The sequence below is a fragment of the Sinorhizobium sp. 8-89 genome (genome assembly GCF_030124325.1).
Lineage (GTDB): Bacteria > Pseudomonadota > Alphaproteobacteria > Rhizobiales > Rhizobiaceae > Sinorhizobium.
This window is the reverse complement of sequence record NZ_JASKLR010000009.1, coordinates 148,726-170,195: the sequence shown is the minus strand read 5'-3', so window position 1 is coordinate 170,195 and position 21,470 is coordinate 148,726. Positions and strand designations below refer to the sequence as shown.

Here is a 21,470-nt window from a genome sequence, read left to right as displayed (position 1 = left end):
TCCCAGCTTCCGACGAAGATGCGAAGCACTCAGCCGAAAAAAGACATTGTAAGGTTGTCTGATAACCTTATATGGTGCGTTTGAAAACAGAATAATTGGCATCCCGCACAGGTCGTCAGCGCCGGGGCCGGGAGGGACACGTGAGCGTGAGTATCCAGTCATATCAGCGGAAATTCGTGGACGCCCTCGGGGCGGACCTGGTTCTCCTCGGGGATGAGGTGGAGCGCTATTGTCGAGACTGGCACGGCGATGTGACCACCGGAGCGATCGCGGTTCTTCGTCCGCGCTCTACCGAGGATGTCTCGAAGGCGGTGCGCGTCTGCGCCGAACTCGGGGTCGCTATCGTGCCGCAGGGCGGCAACACCGGCCTCGTGCTGGGTGCCACGCCGGATGCGCCGGAAAGCCAGGTCGTGCTCAGCCTCGAGCGCATGAATGCCATCCGCCGGATTGACGTCGACGATTTTTCGGCCGTCGTCGAGGCGGGCGCTATCCTGTCCGAATTCAAGGACAAGGTCGAGGAAGCTGGAATGTTCTTCCCGCTCGCGCTCGGTGCGCAGGGGTCCTGCCGGATCGGCGGCAATGTCTCCACCAATGCCGGGGGCATCAATGTCCTGCGCTACGGCATGACGCGCGAGCTGGTGCTGGGGCTGGAAGTCGTCCTGCCCGACGGTTCGGTCTTCGACGCGTTGTCGACGCTGCGCAAGGACAATCGCGGCATTGATCTGAAGCAGTTGTTCATCGGAGCCGAAGGCACGCTCGGGATCATCACGGCGGTCGCGGTGAAACTGATGCCGATGCCGGATCAGGTGGCCACCGCCCTTCTGGGGCTGAATTCGCTCGACGACGTGATCGCGCTCTACCGCCGTGCCCGTCGCGATTGCTGCGACCTTCTGTCGGCGTTCGAGTTCATGCCGCCGCTCGCCTTCACACTGGCGCGCGAGGCGATGCCGGACCTCGCGATGCCGATGTCGGGCGACCACCCGGCCTATGCGCTAGTCGAAATCTCGGGCTCGGGGCTGGTCGACGTGTCGGATCTGATGGAACGTTTCCTCGAAGGTGTCATGGGCGACGGTCTCGTGGTCGACGGGGTGGTCGCCACGTCCAAGGCGCAGTCCCGTAATCTCTGGCTTTTCCGCGAGGGCATGAACGAGGGGCAGGCCAAGCGCGGTCCGCACTTGCGCACCGACGTTTCCGTTCCGCTGTCGCGGCTCGCCGATTTCGTGCGCGATGCGCAGAAGGCCGTCCATGACGCGCTTCCGGAATGCGTCTGCGTCTCCTACGGCCACGTCGGCGACGGCAACGTGCACCTGAACGTGCTGCCGCCGGGTGACCTGCCGCGTAGTGAGATCGATGCGCGGATCTACAAGGCGAAGAAGATCATCAACGAAGTGCTCGACGGCTATCACGGCTCGATCAGTGCCGAGCACGGCATCGGCCGCTTGAAGAAGTCCGACTTCGACACGCGTCTGTCCGAGGTTCGGCGCAGGCTGCTGACCGCTGCGAAGACGGCGATCGATCCGGATCTTCGGATGAACCCCGGTTGCCAATTGAGTTTCGCGAGGGATTGATAGAAAACCCTCACGTGACGCGGAGGAGGCGGGACGTAAAGATCATGGAATTCGGACATATCAGGCGAAGTGAACATCTGCCGGCACGCATTGCCGGCCAGATTGCGCGCGACATCACGGAAGGCCGGATGCGTCCCGGCGAGAAGCTGCCGACCGAACACTTTCTGGCCAAGGCGCTGGGCGTGAGCCGGTCCGTGGTGCGCGAGGCGATTGCCCAGCTCCGCAACGAAGGACTGGTCGAGACGCGCCAGGGTGTCGGTGCCTTCGTCACCGAGGCCCACGCACGGCCGATCCGCATCGAGCAGGATGACCTGGCCGACCGCCAAAGCTTCCGCGACCTCTTTCAGTTGCGCGTGCCGCTGGAAATCGAGGCCGCGGGCCTGGCCGCGCTGCACCACACGGCCGACGATCTTCAGCGTATCGACGAGGCGCTCGCCAGCATGAGCGGCGGGGAAAAGTGGACGGCGGAAGGCATTGTCGCCGACCTCGCGTTTCACCGCGCAGTCGCTGCCGCCACCGGAAACGAGTACTTCTCGGTCTTCATCGGGTTCATCGCGGAGCGCATCAGCCTGGCGATCGATGCCGCGCGGGCGGCCGCGGTTCTCGAGGAGATCGTCGAGGTGACGATCGAGGAGCATGTCGCCTTGCGCGACGCCATTGCCAGCCGGGATCCGAAGCGGGCGCGCGAAGCGATGAAGATGCACCTGTTGGGCGCGGCGAAGCGGCTCGACCTGACGCTCGAGAGCTATTGAGGTCGCATCTGATTAGAACTCGAGGCCAGAACCGTCGAGAGGTTGCGGAAGCGGTGGTGAGAGCCTCGATCGTGGTGGCTTTTTGAACAAGCCGTGATTTGGACGCTGGACAGTGCGACGGAGTCCGACTAAAACGATTGAGGAGCGTTGTCAGACATCCTGACAATAAGGCAAGGCAGCAGGAGGCCGCTGCCTGGGAGACATTCGAAAAGGGAGGATGGACTTGGTTTCCAAGCATTCACTATCCGCGGCCGCGATTTTGCCGGAAGACGCAGCGCAGGCCGTTCTGGTCGGGCGTGTGTGGTCGAAGGCCGTCGATGGCCCTTGCCCGGTACTGCTGCGCGACGGACGCTTGCTTGACCTGACAACCATCGCCGCTACCGTTTCCTTCCTGTTCGAGCAGGATCGGCTGGTCGACAGGCTGAAATCCGCGACCGGTCTTGCCGATCTCGGCCCTCTCGACGATTTCCTCTCCGGCAAGGCAGGCGAACTTCTGGCGCCGATCGACCTTCAGGCGATCAAGGCGGCCGGCGTCACCTTCGCCGACAGCATGCTCGAGCGGGTGATCGAGGAGCAGGCCAAGGGCGATCCCTCCCGGGCACGCGAAATCCGCGAACGGCTGGCGCCGGTGCTCGGCGACAGCTTGCGCGGTCTCGTGGCCGGTTCGGAGCAGGCGGCGAAGGTCAAGGCGCTGCTGCAGGACATGAATCTCTGGTCGCAGTACCTCGAAGTCGGAATCGGCCCCGACGCCGAGATCTTCACGAAGTCGCAGCCCATGTCCTCCGTCGGCTGTGGCGACACGGTCGGCATTCATCCGATCTCGCAGTGGAACAATCCCGAACCGGAAGTCGTGCTCGCAGTTCGCTCCGACGGCGCGATCCTCGGCGCCACGCTCGGCAACGACGTGAACCTTCGTGATGTCGAAGGCCGTTCTGCCTTGCTGCTCGGCAAGGCGAAGGACAACAATGCGTCCTGCTCGATCGGCCCGTTCATTCGCCTGTTCGACGAGAATTTCACCATCGACGATCTGCGCAAGGTTCGCGTCACGCTGCTGGTCAAGGGCGAGGACGGTTTCGAGATGACCGGCGAAAGCCCGATGGAAGCGATCAGCCGCAGCCCGGAAAACCTGGTGTCGCAACTGCGCAACCGCAATCACCAGTATCCGGACGGCGCAGTGCTGTTCCTCGGCACCATGTTCGCGCCGGTGAAAGATCGCCGTGGCGTCGGACAGGGCTTCACGCACGAAGTGGGCGACCGGGTGGAAATATCGATGCCGAAGCTCGGGCGTCTGGTGAACTGGGTTGATCGCTGTGATGCCTGCCCGGAATGGACTTTCGGGGTCGGCGCCCTCATGCGAAATCTCGCCAAGCGCGGCCTCTTGTAATTTTCGAATAGGGGAGGACCGAGTGCAAAAGGCAATCGATCTATTCTACAAAGCTCTCGAATTCCTGCTGATCATCCTTCTTTCGGGGATGGCGGTCATGGTTTTCGTCAACGTCGTCATGCGCTACGCCATGAATTCCGGACTGACCGTGTCGGACGAATTGGCGCGTTACTTCTTCGTCTGGGTGACCTTCATCGGCGCCGTGGTGGCGTTCCGAGAACACGGGCACATGGGCGTGGAGACCCTCGTGGCACTGTTTGGCCGCAAGGGTCGCATTATCTGCATGGCCGTCAGCAACGTGGTGATCATCGGCGTTTCCGCCATCTTCTTCTGGGGCACCTGGAAGCAGTTCCCGATCAACTGGAGCATGAGTGCACCGGTGACGGGCCTTTCCATGGGCTTCGTTTACGGCATCGGCTTCTTCACCGGCGCCGGCTGCGTGATCATCGCCCTGGAACGCCTCATTCGCCTTCTGACAGGTCGCGTGACCGAGGAAGAACTTGCCGCCTTCGCCGGCGAAAACATGTCCCTCGAACATCTGGCCGAGCGTAGCTGATGACTCTTCTCGTATTTATTGCCTCCCTCGTCGGAGCCATGGCGATCGGCGTGCCGGTTGCATTCGCCCTGATGTTCTGTGGCGTCGTCCTCATGTGGTTCATGGGGATGTTCAACAGCCAGATCATCGCGCAGAACATGATCATCGGTGCCGACACCTTCACGCTGCTGGCCATCCCGTTCTTCGTTCTCGCCGGCGAGTTGATGAACTCGGGCGGTCTGTCCAAGCGCATCATCGAGTTCGCGATCGCCTGCGTCGGCCACATTCGTGGCGGTCTCGGCATCGTGGCGATCATGGCTGCCGTCATCATGGCGAGTATTTCGGGTTCGGCCGCTGCCGACACCGCTGCCCTTGCCGCAATCCTGATCCCCATGATGGCGAAAGCCGGTTACAACGTGCCGCGTTCCGCGGGCCTCATCGCGTCCGGCGGCATCATTGCCCCCGTCATCCCGCCATCCATGGCGTTCATCGTGTTCGGCGTGTCGGCCAACGTATCGATCACCCAGCTCTTCATGGCGGGCATCGTGCCCGGCCTGCTGATGGGCCTGTCGTTGATGCTCACCTGGCAGTTCGTCGTACGCAAGGACAACATCCAGCCGCTGCCCAAGGCTCCGATGTCCGCGCGCCTCAATGCGACCGGGCGCGCCGCCTGGGCGCTCGGCATGCCGGTGATCATTCTCGGCGGTATCAAGGCCGGGGTCGTGACGCCGACCGAAGCTGCCGTGATCGCGGCCTTCTATGCTCTTTTCGTCGGCATGTTCATCTACCGCGAACTGAAGCCGCGCGACTTGCCGCGGGTCATCCTGCAGGCCGCCAAGACGACTGCGGTCATCATGTTCCTGGTCTGCGCGGCGCTCGTCTCCGCATGGCTTATCACGGCCGCGAACATTCCGACCGAGATCACGGGCTATATCGAGCCGCTGATCGACCGCCCGAGGCTCCTGATGTTCGCGATCATGATCCTGGTCCTGATCGTCGGCACGGCTCTCGACCTGACGCCGTCGATCCTGATCCTCACGCCCGTCCTCATGCCGATCATCAAGCAGGCAGGCATCGACCCGATCTACTTCGGCGTGATGTTCGTCATGAACTGCTGCATCGGCCTGATCACCCCGCCGGTGGGCGTCGTTCTGAACGTCGTGAGCGGCGTCGGTCGAGTTCCGCTCGGAAAGGTCACGATCGGCATTCTGCCCTTCCTGCTGGCCCAGACGGCGCTGCTGATGCTGCTCGTACTGTTCCCTGAAATCATCACCGTGCCCGCCCAATGGCTGCGGTGATGGACAACCCTCAATCTTCTCAAACAACGATCCTCGGGAGGGATATCATGAGAAAACTTCTACTCGCCACGACCGCCATTGCATTCGCCTGCATGGCTTCTGCTCCGGCATTCGCCGAGTTCAACGACCGCAACATCCGGGTGTCGAACGGCATCAACGCCGACCACCCGGTCGGCAACGGTATCGAAGCCATGCAGAAGTGCCTGGACGAGAAGTCCGGCGGCAAGCTCAAGCTGACCGCCTTCTGGGGCGGTGCTCTCGGCGGCGACTTGCAGGCTACCCAGGCGCTCCGTTCGGGCGTTCAGGAAGCTGTCGTGACCTCGTCGTCGCCGCTCGTCGGCATCGAGCCGGCTCTCGGCGTCTTCGACCTGCCTTTCCTCTTCGCCAATGCCGAGGAAGCCTACAAGGTTCTCGACGGCAAGTTCGGCGAGATGATGGACGAGAAGCTGGCAGCCGTCGGTCTCGTCAACCTCGCTTACTGGGAAAATGGTTTCCGCAACCTGTCGAACTCCGTGCGCCCGGTCACGAAGTGGGAAGACTTCTCGGGCCTGAAGGTCCGCGTCATGCAGAACAACATCTTCCTCGACACCTTCCAGAACCTCGGTGCGAACGCCACGCCGATGGCCTTCGGCGAGGTGTTCTCGGCTCTCGAGACCAAAACGATCGACGCCCAGGAAAACCCGTATGTGACGATCGACACCTCGAAGTTCTTCGAAGTGCAGAAGTACATCACCGAGACCAACCACGCCTACACGCCGTTCCTCTTCCTGTTCTCGAAGGCCATCTTCGACACCTACACCCCGGAAGAGCAGGCAGCCCTTCGTGAATGCGCCGTCGTCGGCCGCGACGTCGAGCGTCAGGTCATCGCCGACCTGAACAAGAAGTCGCTGGAGAAGATCAAGGCTGCCGGTCTCGAAGTGAACGTCCTGTCTCCGGAAGAACAGACCCGCATCCGCGAGAAGTCGATGGTTGTTTACCAAAAGCACATGGACGAGATCGGTGCTGCCGTCGTGGACGCAGTCCTGGCCGAACTCGCCGAGATCCGCAAGTAATCTCCCTGGTGGCGGTCCTTCGGGACCGCGCCAAGAAAGAAGCTCGCAGCGGTCGCCGCTGCGGGCTTCTTCTATGTTGTTATGTTGTGCGTCTCGATAAGGCTTGCCCCGCACAAATGCCGTCACGTCGGTCAGATGCCCGAGGCATCGGACATGCGGCGGCTGACTGTGAATATCTTCTCCATGTCGGGGTGTAGCTCCATGCCAAGCCCCGGACCGGGGGGAACCGTGATCATCCCGTTCTTCACTTCCGGCAGCGCGGTCACAAGATCGCGATACCAGGTGTTGTAGAAGGCGCGCACGCTTTCCTGGACCAATGCATTGGGCGCGTTGAGCGACAGATGGGTCGAGGCGCAGAGCACCACCGGTCCGGTGCAGTCATGGGGGGCGACGGGCAGGTGCCAGGCTTCGGCCATCGACGCGACCTTGCGGGCTTCCGAGAGCCCTCCGCACCAGGATATGTCGAGCATGACGATGCCGGCCCCGCCGGTTTCGAGATAGTCGCGGAAACCCCACCGGGTGGCGAGCGTTTCGGAGGCCGAGATCGGGGCCGGGGAGACCTCGGCATACCGCTTCAGGCTCGAAAGGCTGTCCATCTTGATCGGATCTTCATGCCAGAAGGTGTTGAAGGGACCGAGCGCCTTGGCGATCTGCATGGCCGGCAGCAACTGCCACATGGAGTGGAACTCGACCATGATGTCCATCTTGTCGCCGACGGCCGCCCGGATCTTTTCGAAGGGAACGAGTGCCTGCTTGAGGTCGGGGACTGAGATGTACTGACCGCGCGTCTTTTCGGCGGCCGCGTCGAACGGCCAAATCTTCATGGCGGTGATGCCGTCTTCGAGCAGCGAGAGCGCCAGTTCGTCGCCGCGGTGCAGGAAGCCGTTCAGGTCGTCATAGTCCTTGCCGGTCGAAAGGCCGTAGTTGGACGTGGTCTGGCCGGTCGCCTTCTTGATGTATTCGCTGCCGGCGCAGGTGTTATAGGTGCGGATCTCGCGGCGCGTGAAGCCACCGAGAAGCTGGGCGATAGGCTGCCCCGTCGCCTTTCCGAAAATATCCCAGAGCGCGATGTCGAAGGCGGAGTTGCCGCGCACTTCGGCGCCGGAGGAACGAAAGCCGATATAGCCGACAAGGTCGGCTGCGAGGCGGTCGATCTCCAGCGGATCACGGCCGATCACGCGGGGCGCGATGTACTCGTGGATGTAGGCTTCGACGGTCTCCGCGCCGAAGAAGGTTTCGCCGAGACCGGTCAAGCCTTCGTCGGTGTGCACGAGCAGCCAGAGGAGATTGGCGCGCTCGGCGACGCGCACGGTTTCGAGACCTGTGATTTTCATGGGAACTCCAGTTTCTTGGTTCAGGTCAGGCCGGCACGGGCGAGAGCCCTGAGGCTCTCATCGAAATGCCGGTCCATGATGGTCGAGGCCGCCTGAGGATCGGCGGCGGCGATCGCCTCGGCGAGGTCGAGGTGCAGGCGGTTCACGGCTTCGCGTTCGTCGTCCGTGGCGCGGGCCTTCCAGCCGATCGGCCAGCTCTCGACGATCACGCCTTGAAAGGCGCCGATCATCAGGGCGAAGACGGGGTTCTTCGAGGCGCGCGCGATCGCCAGGTGAAGGGCGAGGTCGTTTTCCATGACGGCGGCCGGTTGGTCGAGGCGGTTCTGCATGGCGCGGGCGAAGCCGAGGATCTGGTTGGCCTCCTGATCGGTGCGCAGCAGGGCGGCGAGCGTTGCCGTGCGCCCCTCGATGGTGCGGCGTGCGTCATAGATCTGGCGGATATCGATCTGGTCGGTGAAAAGCCCGTGCCGGAAGGTCATCGCGATGGAACTGTCGTCGAGCTCGGCGACGGTGGGCCGCTTGCCGGCGCCGAGGTCGATCAGTCGCATCGCTGCCAGCGAACGCAGAGCCTCGCGAACCACGGTGCGGGACACGTTGAGGCTTTCCGTCAGGGCTGCTTCGGAGGGCAGGCGATCCCCCGGCTTCAATTGGTTCTTGCGAATCAAGGCGGAAATCTGCGAGACCGCGCCTGCGACGAGGTCACCGGAAGATGGCGTGATCGTGTCCGTTTCGCTCATTCTCTATCCTATGGCTTTCGCCAACCTGTATTATAGGTTCGCACAAAAGCCAAGAGCGAAACGATAACGGCGAACGAAAAAAGGGGCGGCGAAGCGCCACCCCTTCCTCCAATGCCTCGCCTCGATCACACGTCGGCCTTGAAGGTCTGCTTCTGCGTGCCGAGGCCTTCGATGCCGAGTTCAACGACGTCGCCGGCCTTCAGGTAGCGCGGCGGCTTCATGCCCATGCCGACCCCAGGAGGCGTGCCGGTGGAGATGATGTCGCCGGGCTGCAGCGACATGAACTGGCTAAGATAGGACACGAGGAAGGCGACGCCGTAGACCATGGTCCCGGAGGTCCCGTCCTGCATTTTCTCGCCGTTCACGGTCAGCCACATGCCGAGGTTCTGTGGATCGGCGATCTCGTCCTTGGTGACCAGCCACGGGCCGATCGGGCCGAAGGTGTCGCAGGACTTGCCCTTGGTCCACTGGCCGGAACGTTCGGTCTGGAAGCCGCGTTCGGACACGTCGTGGCTGACGCAGTAGCCGGCGACGTAGTCGAGGGCCTCTGCTTCGGAGACGTACTTTGCGGTCTTGCCGATGACGACGCCGAGCTCGACTTCCCAGTCTGTCTTTTCGGACTTGCGCGGGACCAGCACGTCGTCATTCGGGCCGCAGATGGCGGAGGTGGCCTTCATGAAGATCACCGGCTCCGGTGGCACCGTCATGCCGCTTTCCGCGGCGTGATCGGAGTAGTTGAGGCCGATGCAGATAAACTTGCCCGTACCCGCGACGCAGGCACCGATGCGGTCCGCCTGGATTTCCGGCAGGGAGGCCGGGTCGATGGCGGCAATCTTCGCCAGACCTTCGGGCGAGATATCGGCGCCGCCTATGTCCTTCACGTGGGCGGAGAGATCGCGGATCGTGCCGCTCCTGTCGAGCAGGGCGGGTCTCTCCTGGCCAAGCGGGCCGACGCGCATGAGCTTCATATTAAGTGTTTCTCCTGTCTTCGTTGTCGTCAGATGGTCCAGCCGCCGTCGATGGCGTAGGCTTGGCCGGAGGTGTAGGTGGCGCCGGCGAGATGCAGAGCGAGGTCGGCGATCTCTTCCGGGGTTCCGAGGCGGCCCATCGGCTGGCGGGCAATGAAGGCCGCACGAGCCGTGTCATAGTCGCCCTGGGCCTTCATGCGATCCTGCAGGGAAGGGCTTTCCACCGTGCCGGGGCAGATAGCGTTGCAGCGGATGCCCTGAGCCACATAGTCGGCGGCGACCGACCTGGTGAGGCCGATGACGGCCGCCTTGGAAATGCCGTAGGCGCAGCGGTTCGGCACGCCCTTAACGCTGGAAGCGACCGAGGACATGTTGATAATCGAACCGCCACCGCGGGCGATCATGCCGGGAAGAACTGCCCGGATGGTGCGGATCATGGCGCGCACGTTGAGGTCCATGGCAAAGTCGAGATCATTGTCGGCCATCTCCATGACATTGCCGCCATGAACCACGCCTGCGCAGTTGAACAGCACCTCCACGTCGCCGAAGCTGCCGAGTACGGACCTGACCTGTGCCTCGTCCAAGACATCCAACACCGCTGTCTCGACGAGAGTGCCGGCGCCGGCTTCGGCTGCGAGCGTCGAGAGTGCGGCCTCGTTGATGTCGGTCGCAAGAACACGGGCGCCGGCGCGTGCAAAGGCAATGACGCTCGCGCGGCCAATGCCTTGCCCGGCGGCGGTGACTACGGCTTTCTTGCCTTTCAGGGACGTCATGGCGCGTGCTTCCTCCAGATATCAGGTTGTCAGACTTCCACGCGCAGAACCGATCTGTCAATGTCGTTTTCAGGCAGGGTCGCATCCTCTTCTTGGTCGGCAGGCGCATGCGGAGGCGACTGTGGTGCTCCAAGGAAGCGCGTCGCATTCGCCGACGTGCTTGTGTTCCTGGTACTTGCGCGGGCGGTTGCGGGCGATACCGGCGAGGTGGTCAAGGCGACGGCTCGCTTGAAACCCGATTTTCCCGACTTTCCATGGAATGCTTCATAGCGGGCCGTCTCGTGACGAACCCGGATGCCGCGTAGAGCAAATTCCAGGAAAAAGTGTGTGACGGTTTCCGTCCGGAATGGCGTAGTGCGTCCGATCGGAGGAGGAGGCGCCCGGAGGCGAGCAGATGAAGCTCTTGTGCCCGGTTGGGTCAGGGAACGATGCCCCGGCAGGCCCAGGCGACGTTTGCAAAAGATCGGGGGCCGTCGGGCCGGCCGGCCTCATAGGCGTCGCGCACGGCCGCCTCGGTGGGCGCCCGCTCCGTGGGATCGAGTGCTGCCACGTATTTTCCGAGCGGTCCTTCGCCCGCGGCAATCGGCCCCCAAAAGTCGTCGAAGTTTTGGTAGTCCATGCGGATCATCAGCTGGGTCTCTGCAACATCCACGAGGCCTTGCTCGACAAAAGTCCGGTTCATTTCGCCGGGCTGCATCATCGGCTGAAAGCAATAGCGTGCGCGCAGCTGGCGCCCGCCTTCGCTGAGTGCGGCCACCGTGTCGACCATCATGCGCATCCCGGGCATGCCGCCGAGGTGGTCCCAGACGGCCGCCGCGACAACACCGCCCGGGCGCACGACGCGACGCATCTCGGCGACCGCCTTTTCGGCTTCGGGCACGAAGTGGAGCACGAGCAGCGCCAAGGCGCGGTCGAACGTACCGTCTTCGAAGGGCAGGGCGCAGGCATCCGCCTGGCGGATCTCTATGCGGGGGTCGGTATTGCGCCGGTTTGCCTCCTCGACGAAGACCGGCGAATAGTCGATCGCGGCGATCTCGCGGAGATCGGCGGTGCTGGCGAGCGCGAAGGTCAGGCTGCCGGTGCCACAGCCGACATCGAGAACCTTTTCGCCATCGGCACGCCCCGCGAAGTCAATGAAGAGCGGCGCAAGTTTTCGGCTCCAGCGGCCCATGAGCTGCTCATAGCCGGCCGCGTCGTGGACATTGAAACTCGAGATCATGTTACCCTCCCTCAGCAGGGCATATGCTAGACCTCGACAGGGAGGTTGCCAAGGCGCGCCGCGTGAGGCACGCGAGGTGCGGTGGCGCTTTGCTCGTCGTTCGAGCCGTCTCCCTCCTTTTCAGCTCCGACCTCATGCGTTGACCCAGGTCAATGTTGTTCCCAACGCAGTCGTGCAGTCACAGACTATCGCGGAAGGTGTCGCGGTCGATGACGCTCGGCGGGCGCGCCAGCCAGGATTTTCATAGATTCACCATTGAAACAGTCAATTCTAGGGGTTGTTCGATGTCACGTGCCGATGAATGTTGAACACGTGGCGGCTGTAGCGAGGAGGCGATTCCCGCTTAATGCGGCCGGTTCGCGCAGAAGCGGTCGTGCCAGCAGCAAGCGAAAATTGTCCGAGTCTGCGCTGCCAAGGCAGTGAGTAGGGCGGTCGACATGATCCTGAACCATCGCATGACGCGCATCACGGTTGGCATTCTGCTCCTGATGCTTGTGGCCGCCGTGTTGTTGCCCGGGTTGACCGGGTTTACCAGCCTGGACGGGACGGTCAATGCGCGCTTTGCGACCATAAATGCGCCGATCGACGGCGAGATTGCCGAACCGCCGCCGCGGATCGGGACGCCGGTAGCCGAGGGCGAGACACTCGCCATCATTCGCAACGAGCGCGTCAATCGGACCGTCCTGGCGGCGCTGCGTGCCGAACACCGAACTGCCGTCGATCGCGTCGCGGCGCTGGAACGGGAGCGTGACGAGCTTGTGAGCCTGCGCGACCAGCTTGCCGAACGGCTCGCCGTGTTCAAGAGCGCGACCATCGCCAGTCTGGAACGGGAGCTTCACATCCTGCGGAAGCGTGTCGAGGTATCGCGCGCCCAGGATGTGGTGGCAAGGGTGGATCTCGACCGTCGGCAAGAGCTGGAGTCGAAGGGAATCTTTACCCGCAAGATGGTGGAGGCGGCTGAGGCTGCCGGCGCCGCGACCGGAGGCGAAGTCGAGATCAGCAACCTGACGGTGGAACTGCTGCAGCAACGCCTCGACGCCGTGCGTCAGGACATATTCGTCGTCGCTGACGGCCAGAACGATGTGCCGTATTCCCGCCAGCGCCAGGACGAAGTGATCGTCCGCATCAACGATCTCAACACCCGCATAGCCGAGAACAGGACACGGGCGAGCCAGACCGAAGAGCAAATGATCGAGGAGGAAAAGCGCGTTCGCAGCCTCGAATCGGCGACGGTCCCGTCGCCGTTCGAAGGGGTTGTTTGGGCGAGGAGCATCGTCGGCGGCTCGAACGTCGTCCTGAACAACGAGATGATGCGGATCCTCGATTGCCGCGAGCTGTTCGTCGACATTCTCGTTCCCGAGGTCGACTACGATGAGATCTATCCTGGACGAGACGCGGAGGTCCGGCTCTTCGGACGCGGTGAAGTCTTCAAGGGGCAGGTGCAAGCGCTCAAGGGTTCCTCCGCCGTCATCGAGAAGGACTCTCTTGCCGCCAACGAGCCCGAAACCGACGAGCGCAACGCCCGGATCCGCATTCTGCTTGGACCGTCGGCGCTCAATACGGACTTCGCGAATTTCTGCCAGGTTGGGCGGACCGTGCAGGTGCGTATTTCCAAACACAACCTCCGGATCACACAGTGGATCAAAAGCCTGTGGTTCAGTCTCTTCTAGCGCTCGCTCCGACCCTGCTGGTCATCGCCTTCTTTCTGCTCGGGCCGTTCAACTGGTCGCGCCACCGGACCTGGGCGCGGGCGGTCACCTGTGCCCTGGTGGCTCTCATTGCCATGCGGTATCTGGTCTGGCGCTTCACAGAGACCGTTCTTCCCTATCCCAGTGACGGCCCCAACTTTTACTGGGTCTGGGTGGTGTTCATAGTAGAGATGCTCGCTTTTTCGGAGGTCGTGCTGTTCCTCATCCTGATGAGCCGGTATGTCGACCGGAGCGTCGAGGCGAACCGGCTCGGACAGGTGTTTTTCACGCGAAAGCCAAGCGATCTCCCGACCGTCGACGTTTTCATCCCGACCTATAACGAGCCTCTCGATGTCCTGGAGAGAACGATTGTCGGGGCGCTGGCGCTCGACTATCCAAAGGACAAGCTCTCGGTCTACGTACTCGACGACGGCCGCCGCGACTGGCTCAGGACCTTCTGCGAAGGACGGGGCGCAATTCATGTGATCCGAAGCGACAGCGCCCACGCCAAGGCCGGCAACATGAACAGTGGGCTCGCCGTCAGCTCCGGCGATTTCATTGCGGTCTTCGACGCGGACTTCGTCCCCTATCGCAACTTCCTCAGGCGCACATTGCCGTTCTTCTCGGACGAGACGATCGGCATCGTGCAGACGCCGCAACATTTTTTCAACATCGATCCGGTGCAGTCCAATCTTGGCCTCGAAAACGTCTGGCCGGATGAGCAACGCCTGTTTTTCGACGAGATCGCGCCAAGCCGTGACGGCTGGGACGTGAGTTTCTGCTGCGGCTCCTGTTCGATCGCGCGCCGCAAGGCGATTGATGCGATCGGCGGCTTCCCGACCGAGTCGATCACCGAGGACCTGTTGACCACGCTTTCTATGCTCAACAAGGGCTATAAGACCCGCTACCTCAACGAGCGGCTGTCTATGGGCCTGGCGGCCGAGAACCTGACCGGCTATTTCGTTCAGCGCGAACGCTGGTGCCAGGGCGGCATCCAGACACTCTACCTGCACAACGGCCCCTTACGCGGGCCTGGACTGTCGCTCTTCCAGAGAATCATGTTCCTGCCGATGTCCTGGCTGGTGCAATATCTGGTCCGCTTTACGGTGCTGGTGGTACCGATCGTCTACCTCTGGTTCGGCGCGCTCCCGCTCCATTTCACGGGCGTCAGCGATTATCTCTCCCATCAGGTGCCAGTGCTGGCCGCCTACTTCCTGTTGATGTTATGGCTCACACCCACCCGCTACCTGCCGCTGGTCTCCACCGCGGTCGGCACCTTTTCGACCTTCCGGATGCTGCCAACGGTTCTTTCGAGCCTCGTGCGACCGTTCGGCAAGCCTTTCAAGGTGACCCCCAAGGGCAGCGGCAACGAGGCGAGCGCCTTCGACGCCTATACCTTCACCTGGATCGCGGGCTTCATCGTCGTCACTGCGCTTGGCCTGCTGATCAACATCGTTCCGGAAACTGCGCGCACGCGCGGCTCGTTTTCGACGATCGCGGCGCTCTGGTCCGGGCTCAACATCGTCGTGCTTGTCATTGCCTCGCTGATCTGCTTCGAGAAGCCGCGACGCCTCCTTCAGGCGTTCAAGCTCGACGAGGCGGTGGAAGTCGACGGTGCCGCAGGGCGCCTGGTCAGCCTTTCCCTGGACAAGGCGGTCGTCGCGGTTCCGACGGAGACGCGCTTCAGGTCGACCCGCGTGCTCCTGAACCTTGAAGGCTTTGCGCCGCTCGAGGCAGATCTGAAACAGGTCACCCAGAGGCGCGGGGACATCACCCGCTCGGGCGACAAGCGGCGCTATTACCTTCATCTCCATTTCGATCTGCGCGGCTTCGAACGCGATAAGATGATCATCAAACTCTATACCGGGCGTTATTCCCGGGAGGTTCCCGATATCGATAAGATCGCGGTGTCCGTGAGCCTGTTGCTGCGCGCTTTCGGACGCACACGTGTCGCCTCGTAGCCGGGGCTTCACGCTTGTCACGCTGGGGCTGGGCTGGCTGGATGACACGCGGCCAAAGCGGGTGACCTTTTCAGGGAACAACTGGTTTGCGCGAGCGTTGGCTGACCAGAAGGAGGAACGACGATGGCTAACCCTGATCTGCGTCAATCTCATGATCTCATTGCCAGCGACATGGTGGTGGGGACAAACGTCTACGACATGAACGGCAACCACATCGGATCGGTGGAGAGAATAATCCTCGAGAAACGCGGCGGACGTGTCGCCTATGCGGTGATGAGCTTCGGCGGTTTCCTGGGAATTGGGCATGACCATTATCCGCTTCCCTGGGAAATGCTCGACTACAACACGGATCTTGGCGGCTTTCAGGTGAACATCACCAGAGAGCAGGTCGAAGGAGCTCCCCGGTATTCGGCAAACCAGGAATTTGACTGGAGTCCCGAGAGCGGCCGCCGCGTCTATGACTACTATGGAGTTCCGCCTTATTGGGTGTGATCAAGCGAGCCTTTCGGGCCCTTGACTTTTCTCCGGAGCATCTTCGAGAAAGAGTTCGGGCCCGAAAACCTCCGGGTCGACCACGTGAGACGCGAAGCGGGTAGTCGCTCATAGTCGCCCGGTCGTGAGTGGCGAGGTCGATCAAGGAGAACACAATGACCGAAGGCGACAACACGCAGCAGGTCTTGCAGTGCATGACGACCGAGCATTTCGTGCTGCAGACCGCCCGCACAGCCACAATTCAGGAAGCAAACCAGCGCGCCAACCTGTTCCTGACTTCGGTTTCGAGCGCAACGATCGCTCTGGCCTTCGTCGCGCAGGTTACTCAGATGGGCCCGCCATTCGTGCTGTTCAGCCTGATTCTGCTACCCTGCCTCTTTTTCATCGGCCTGGTCACCTTCGTGCGCGCCGTGCAGGTCGCCATAGAGGACATGGTGCACGCCCGCGGCATGGCGCGAATCCGGCACTATTACACCGAATTCGCGCCAGTCATGCAGAAGTATCTGATCCACTCCACCCATGACGATCGCTCGGCGGTGCTCGTCGACAAAGGCTTTAAACCATCGCCCCAGCAGTACTTCATGAGTGTCTCGGGCATGGTGAGTACGATCAACGGCGCAATCGCAGGCGTTTTCGCGGGAATAGTGGCAACGTCCCTATTCAGCTCGGGGATGGTGCTCGGCGTAATCTCCGGGATTTGTGCTTTTGCAACAAGCAGCTTGCTGTTACGGCGCTACCACATGCGCGCCTGGGCTGCCGCCGAGCACAAGTTGCCGACGCTTTTCCCGGGCTCGCCCGAGTCGTAATGGTCCGCAGCACGGTGCGCCGCTCTGAACGCCTCGAACAACTGCTCGGGAACCTTCCAGAAGATCTGCGCGCCGGCGGTCGGCGATCAGTTCTCGGGTCGGCATCTGCTCGTGAGGTGTATTTTTCGGATCCTGAGATCCCGCGGAACCAAGATCGGTGTCAGATGTTTTTGCTTCATTCAACGGGAGCAGCGCGATGGCAAAGGTACGATATGAGGTCGTGGAGCACGACGGGGGGTGGGCCTACAAGGTCGATGACGTCTTCTCTGAAACTTTTCCCAACCACGCCGACGCACTTGCCGCAGCGGAAATTGCGGCGCGTCACCATGAGGCTCCCGGTTCGACCGAGAATATCGAATTCCAGGATTCCGCCGGCCGCTGGCAAGAGCAAGTCGCCTCCGGTCTCGACCGTCCACGTACCGAAGTCGTCGATACAGCAAGCGTTCAGCACGGGATAGGACATCCTACGGCGAAGCACCGCAGTGCACTTCGCACTGTCCTGTTGCTCGCCGGTATTGGCTTCGCGGTCGGATACGTCCTTCGTCCTACCCAACGGCGTTAACTCAGGGGCCGCTCATTCGTGCTGCCATCTCGCTTTCCTAGCGCTGGCGCTTCGCACTCACAGCCGAGATACCGGTCGGTTCCAACGAGCAACGGCGGAGCATTGCGGCCGATTTGTCTCGCTCGTGCGGGCCTGCAAACGTCAACATCATTCATCACGGAATTGCATCGTCTCATCTAATCGTTTCATGATTCGCGTCTGGCATTGCCCTTGACTCCTGACGGCGCGCCTTTACACATATAGTTGTCAGACATCTTACATAAAGAGGGATCGTGGCTGACGGATCGAACAGGAGGATCATGTGAAAAAGCTCATCGCACGACTTGCCATCGGGGTTGTATTCGTCGCTGCTGCGGTCTCTGCCCATGCGGGGCAGACGCTTGACCGGGTCATGGAAAAGAAGGCGATGGTCGTCGCGACCAACAGCGGCTGGCCGCCCCAAAGCTATCTGGACGATAACAACGAGATGGTCGGCTTCGACATCGATGTCTCGCGTGAGATCGCCAAGCGCCTCGGCGTCGAGGTGAGCTTCGAGACGCCGGACTGGGCGACGCTCACCGGCGGCCGTTGGCAGGGCCGCTACGACCTCGGCGTCGGCTCGGTGACACCCACCAAGGCGCGCGCCCAGGTCATCGATTTCGCCGGCATCTACTACTACAGCCCATACGTCTACGTCCTGCACAAGGACAGCGAGGCGAAGGCGGTGGACGATCTGAAGGGCAAGATTATCGGCGTCGAGACGGCGACGACCTCGGAAGATTTCATCAACCGCCGGCTCGAAATCGACGCGCCGGGCTTGCCGCCGATCGAGTACAAGCTGGAGCCGGGCGAAGTGCGCACCTTTGCCGACTCCATGCTGCCCTTCGATGACCTGCGCCTCGGCAACGGTGTACGCCTCGATGCGGTGATCGCGCCTGAGCAGACCGCGCTCAACGCGATCAAGAACGGCTATCCGCTGCGCGTGATGGACGGCGAATACGCCTTCAAGGAGCCGCTGGTCGTCATCGCCGAGAAAGTCGATCCGGAGTGGACCGAGAAGGTCGGCGGCATCATCGAAGAGATGAAGAAGGACGGAACGCTGGCGACGCTGACCACCAAGTGGTACGGCAAGGACTACAGCGCGGACTGACAGGATGGGCGCGGGCGATTTTCGCTCGCGCCCCTGCATTTTCAGCGGACCGGCACGGCATGACCTACCCAGACAGCTATTACAGACGAACCATGGCGGACCAGACGGTGCGCCCGTCGCTCGCGGGCAACGTGGATTGCGACACCGTTATCGTCGGCGGGGGCCTCGCGGGCCTCACCACGGCACTACAGCTTGCGCGGGGCGGGCAGGCGGTCGCCGTCCTGGAAGCCGAGAGCATCGGCTTCGGAGCCTCCGGCCGTAACGGTGGCTTCGTCAGTCCCGGCTATGCGACCGGCACCGCCGAGATCGCCCGGATTGCCGGCGAGGATGCCGCCCGCCGCCTCCATCTGCTGTCGATCGAAGGCATGGACTTCGTGCGTGAGACGATCGAGGCGCTGGCCATCCGCGATGCCCTGCCGACACGCGGAATCACAAGCGTGCTGCGCTACGCGGACGGTGCCAGCCTCAAGGCGCACGCAGAGACGATGCGTTGGCTTTACGACTACCAACTCGACTACCTCGACCGCGACCAGGTGCGCTCAGTGCTGAAGTCCGATCGCTATTTCCAGGCGCTGCGCGACAGGCGGGCCTTCCACATACATCCGCTCAACTATTTGCGTGCGCTTGCCGGCGAGATCGAGCGCCTTGGTGGCCTGATCTACGAGTCCACTGCTGCGACGAGGGTGGTGCTCGACGGCGCCGAGAAGCGGGTCTTGGCCGAGGGTGGCGAGGTCCGCGCCCGCACCGTCGTGTTCACGACGGGCGGCTACACGGGATCGCTTCACGGCAGGCTCAAGCGCGCCTTCCTGCCGATAGCGACCTACGTGATGGTTAGCGAGGAAGCGCCCGATCTCATCGCGTCGGCGATCGCGACCGCCGACGCGATCGGCGATAACCGCCGTGCTGGCGATTACTACCGCGTCGTCGACGGCGGGAAGCGCCTGTTGTGGGGTGGGCGTATCACCACGCGCGCGGCCTCGACGGATGCGCTCGTCCGGGAACTGAGGGCCGAGATGGTGGGCACCTATCCGCAGCTTTCCGGTCTGAAGACCGAGCTCGCCTGGTCGGGTCTCATGTCCTATGCCCGGCACCTGATGCCCCAGATCGGGCGGATGAGCCCGGGTGTATGGTACTGCACGGCCTTTGGCGGACATGGGCTCAACACGACCGCGATCGGCGGCAAGGTCGTCGCCGAGGGCATCCTCGGCCAATCGGAGCGCTACAAACTCTATCAGCCCTTCGGGCTCGTTTGGGCGGGCGGGCTCGCCGGGCTCGCCGTGGCCCAGCTCACCTATTGGAAACTCCAGGCGCAGGACTGGTGGCGCGAACGCGCCGCCTGAGACAGGAAAGACCACAACCATGATCGGTCGATTGATCCTCACCTATCCGGAAGCATCGCGACGCGCGGGCGCCCTTCTCGTGCTCGCCCTCGTGACGCTTGCGCTCTACCAGCTCGGCATAAGCTCCGCCTGGATCGGCCGGTTGCTGCCGGCGTCCCAAGGGTGGCTCGGGGAGAACCCGGCGGCCGGTCGCCTCGTCTCGGCACTCCTGATCGCATTGATCGTGGCGGCGAACTGGAAGGCGCTACGCCAGCTTTCCCGGCGTCAGCAGATCGTCGCCGTTTGGGCCGAACTCTTCGCGCTCCTGATGTTGTTCTTCTATTCCTTCGATCTGTCCTTCGCCTTCATCGCAAAGAAGATCGGATTCCTCATCTCGCAGGGCGTCGTGACGACGCTCTACATCTCAGCGATTTCCATCGTGATCGCGACCGTCATTGCGCTTGCCGGCGCCATTGCGAAGCTCTCCAGAAACGGCGTCGTCTACGGGCTCGCCACCTTCTACACCTCGCTCTTCCGCGGCCTTCCGCTGCTCATGCAGATCTACATCATCTACCTCGGTCTGCCGCAGGTAGGCTACGTGATCAGCGCTGTTCCCGCCGGCATCCTGGCGCTCTCGCTCTGCTACGGCGCCTACATGACCGAGATTTTCCGCGCCGGAATCGAGAGCATTCCACGCGGTCAGACGGAAGGCGCGACCGCGCTCGGCCTCAGCCCTGCCCAGACAATGGGTCTCGTGATCCTGCCACAGGCGATGCGCGTCATCATCCCGCCGACGGGCAACCAGTTCATCGCGATGTTGAAGGACTCCTCGCTGGTGTCGGTCGTCGGCGTCTGGGAAATCATGTATCTCGCGCGTACCCAAGGCCAGACCGAGTTCCGCCATATCGAGATGCTGATCACCGCCTCGATGATCTACTGGATCCTCTCGATCTGCCTCGAATACGCCCAGGCTCGCATCGAGGAACGCTTCGGACGCTTCGATGTCCGCTGAGGTCTCCACCGCGGGTGCCGACAGTGCGGCGCCCGCGCCCGCCAACGGGCGGGCCGCGCTCGTGGTGCTTCTTGCCTTCGCCGTCTTTTCTGGCACGGACGCGATCGTGAAAGTGCTTGCCGCCGGAATCACGGCCCCGCAGGTGACGTTTCTGGTAACGGCGGCGGCGCTGTTCATCCTCTTCTGTCATGCTGGCATCGCCGGACGCCTCCGGCGGCTCGTGCCGCGCCAGCCCGGTCTCGCGCTGTTGCGTGCCCTTCTTTTGGCGGGCGACACCTTGCTTATCCACTATGCCTTTGCGGCCCTGCCGCTCGCCGAGGCCTATCTGCTTGCCTTCCTGACGCCGATTCTCGTGGCAGTGCTCGGATTCGTGCTGCTTGGGGAACGGCTTTCGTCGATCGGCTGGGCAGGCGTGGTGATCGGCTTCCCTGGCGTGGCGGTGGCATTGAAGCCTGGCGTCGCGCCGCTTAACCTCGGCCATGCTGCCGCCCTCGGATCGGCGGTTCTTTTCGCGCTCTCGCTCGTTCTCCTGCGCCGGACGAAGACGGCGGAGACCGATGAGGCCCTCGTCGCGAGCCTGCTCGTCGTTCTGACGCCGCTTTCGCTCGGCGTGGCACTTGTCGGCGGGGGCATCGTCCCCGTCAGCACGCAAGACTTCGCGCTCGCGTTCGCCGGCGGAGCGCTACTTCTTGGCGGCCATGCTCTGCTCGTCCGGGCCTTCCGCATGGGCGAAGCTTCGGTTGTCGCTCCCTTCCAATATAGCCAAATCGTCTGGGGCGGCCTCTACGGCGTGCTCCTCTTCGCAACACCCCTCGAATTCCACACGCTGGTCGGCGCCGGGATCATCGTTCTGTCCGGCTGGCTCGTACTCAAGTGATCCG

The 21,470-nt window shown here is 62.5% G+C and carries 20 protein-coding genes; 15 read left to right on the top strand and 5 right to left on the bottom strand.

Annotation, left to right across the window (positions count from 1 at the left end; genetic code table 11):
• Positions 1–176: 176 nt before the first annotated feature.
• The 6 genes from QN219_RS18715 (at position 177) to QN219_RS18690 (ending at position 6,589) form a co-directional block, all read left to right on the top strand.
• Positions 177–1,568: an FAD-binding oxidoreductase gene (locus tag QN219_RS18715; RefSeq protein WP_284001392.1), complete on the top strand. Its 1,392-nt coding sequence runs from the start codon at positions 177–179 to the stop codon at positions 1,566–1,568.
• A 44-nt stretch (positions 1,569–1,612) separates the two neighbouring features.
• Positions 1,613–2,320 (top strand): FadR/GntR family transcriptional regulator, encoded by a 708-nt coding sequence (locus tag QN219_RS18710; protein WP_284001320.1) that lies wholly within the window; start codon positions 1,613–1,615, stop codon positions 2,318–2,320.
• 217 nt (positions 2,321–2,537) lie between these two features.
• Positions 2,538–3,704 (top strand): fumarylacetoacetate hydrolase family protein, encoded by a 1,167-nt coding sequence (locus QN219_RS18705; protein WP_284001318.1) that lies wholly within the window; start codon positions 2,538–2,540, stop codon positions 3,702–3,704.
• A 22-nt stretch (positions 3,705–3,726) separates the two neighbouring features.
• Complete coding sequence (locus tag QN219_RS18700; protein ID WP_284001317.1) at positions 3,727–4,260, top strand: TRAP transporter small permease; 534 nt, start codon at positions 3,727–3,729, stop codon at positions 4,258–4,260.
• Positions 4,260–5,537, top strand: coding sequence for a TRAP transporter large permease subunit (locus tag QN219_RS18695; RefSeq protein ID WP_284001316.1), 1,278 nt, complete (start codon positions 4,260–4,262; stop codon positions 5,535–5,537). Before QN219_RS18700 ends, QN219_RS18695 begins: the two co-directional genes overlap by 1 nt.
• A gap of 47 nt (positions 5,538–5,584) precedes the next feature.
• The gene (locus QN219_RS18690) at positions 5,585–6,589 is read left to right on the top strand and encodes a TRAP transporter substrate-binding protein (protein ID WP_284001314.1); all 1,005 of its coding nucleotides are present in this window, start codon (positions 5,585–5,587) and stop codon (positions 6,587–6,589) included.
• Positions 6,590–6,720: 131 nt separating this feature from the next.
• Here the strand turns inward: QN219_RS18690 and QN219_RS18685 are convergent, their stop codons facing one another.
• The 5 genes from QN219_RS18685 to QN219_RS18665 form a co-directional block, all read right to left on the bottom strand.
• On the bottom strand, positions 6,721–7,923 hold the full coding sequence (locus QN219_RS18685) for a mandelate racemase/muconate lactonizing enzyme family protein (protein ID WP_284001313.1): 1,203 nt from the start codon (positions 7,921–7,923) through the stop codon (positions 6,721–6,723).
• Between the two features lie 20 nt (positions 7,924–7,943).
• Positions 7,944–8,660 (bottom strand): FadR/GntR family transcriptional regulator, encoded by a 717-nt coding sequence (locus QN219_RS18680; protein WP_284001312.1) that lies wholly within the window; start codon positions 8,658–8,660, stop codon positions 7,944–7,946.
• A gap of 125 nt (positions 8,661–8,785) precedes the next feature.
• Entirely contained in the window at positions 8,786–9,628 is an 843-nt protein-coding gene (locus QN219_RS18675; protein WP_284001311.1) for a fumarylacetoacetate hydrolase family protein, read from the bottom strand.
• Between the two features lie 29 nt (positions 9,629–9,657).
• A complete protein-coding gene (locus QN219_RS18670; RefSeq protein ID WP_284001310.1) occupies positions 9,658–10,401 on the bottom strand; it encodes an SDR family oxidoreductase in 744 nt (247 codons plus the stop codon).
• 418 nt (positions 10,402–10,819) lie between these two features.
• Complete coding sequence (locus tag QN219_RS18665) at positions 10,820–11,620, bottom strand: class I SAM-dependent methyltransferase (protein WP_284001309.1); 801 nt, start codon at positions 11,618–11,620, stop codon at positions 10,820–10,822.
• A 437-nt stretch (positions 11,621–12,057) separates the two neighbouring features.
• Here QN219_RS18665 and QN219_RS18660 point away from each other — a divergent pair, with 437 nt between their 5' ends.
• From QN219_RS18660 to QN219_RS18620, 9 genes are all read left to right on the top strand, one after another.
• Positions 12,058–13,290, top strand: coding sequence for an efflux RND transporter periplasmic adaptor subunit (locus QN219_RS18660; protein WP_284001308.1), 1,233 nt, complete (start codon positions 12,058–12,060; stop codon positions 13,288–13,290).
• Complete coding sequence (locus QN219_RS18655; protein WP_284001390.1) at positions 13,272–15,269, top strand: glycosyltransferase; 1,998 nt, start codon at positions 13,272–13,274, stop codon at positions 15,267–15,269. The genes QN219_RS18660 and QN219_RS18655 overlap by 19 nt, the downstream gene beginning before the upstream one ends.
• Before the next feature lie 123 nt (positions 15,270–15,392).
• Positions 15,393–15,761: a PRC-barrel domain-containing protein gene (locus QN219_RS18650; RefSeq protein ID WP_284001307.1), complete on the top strand. Its 369-nt coding sequence runs from the start codon at positions 15,393–15,395 to the stop codon at positions 15,759–15,761.
• A 155-nt stretch (positions 15,762–15,916) separates the two neighbouring features.
• Entirely contained in the window at positions 15,917–16,567 is a 651-nt protein-coding gene (locus QN219_RS18645) for a hypothetical protein (protein ID WP_284001306.1), read from the top strand.
• A gap of 196 nt (positions 16,568–16,763) precedes the next feature.
• Positions 16,764–17,129, top strand: a complete 366-nt coding sequence (locus QN219_RS18640; RefSeq protein ID WP_284001304.1) for a DUF2188 domain-containing protein — start codon at positions 16,764–16,766, stop codon at positions 17,127–17,129.
• A 301-nt stretch (positions 17,130–17,430) separates the two neighbouring features.
• Complete coding sequence (locus tag QN219_RS18635) at positions 17,431–18,258, top strand: transporter substrate-binding domain-containing protein (protein ID WP_284001303.1); 828 nt, start codon at positions 17,431–17,433, stop codon at positions 18,256–18,258.
• A 59-nt stretch (positions 18,259–18,317) separates the two neighbouring features.
• Positions 18,318–19,598, top strand: coding sequence for an FAD-binding oxidoreductase (locus QN219_RS18630; RefSeq protein WP_284001302.1), 1,281 nt, complete (start codon positions 18,318–18,320; stop codon positions 19,596–19,598).
• Positions 19,599–19,617: 19 nt separating this feature from the next.
• A complete protein-coding gene (locus QN219_RS18625; protein WP_283976527.1) occupies positions 19,618–20,589 on the top strand; it encodes an amino acid ABC transporter permease in 972 nt (323 codons plus the stop codon).
• Positions 20,579–21,466, top strand: coding sequence for a DMT family transporter (locus QN219_RS18620; protein ID WP_284001300.1), 888 nt, complete (start codon positions 20,579–20,581; stop codon positions 21,464–21,466). The genes QN219_RS18625 and QN219_RS18620 overlap by 11 nt, the downstream gene beginning before the upstream one ends.
• The last annotated feature ends 4 nt before the right edge of the window (positions 21,467–21,470 follow it).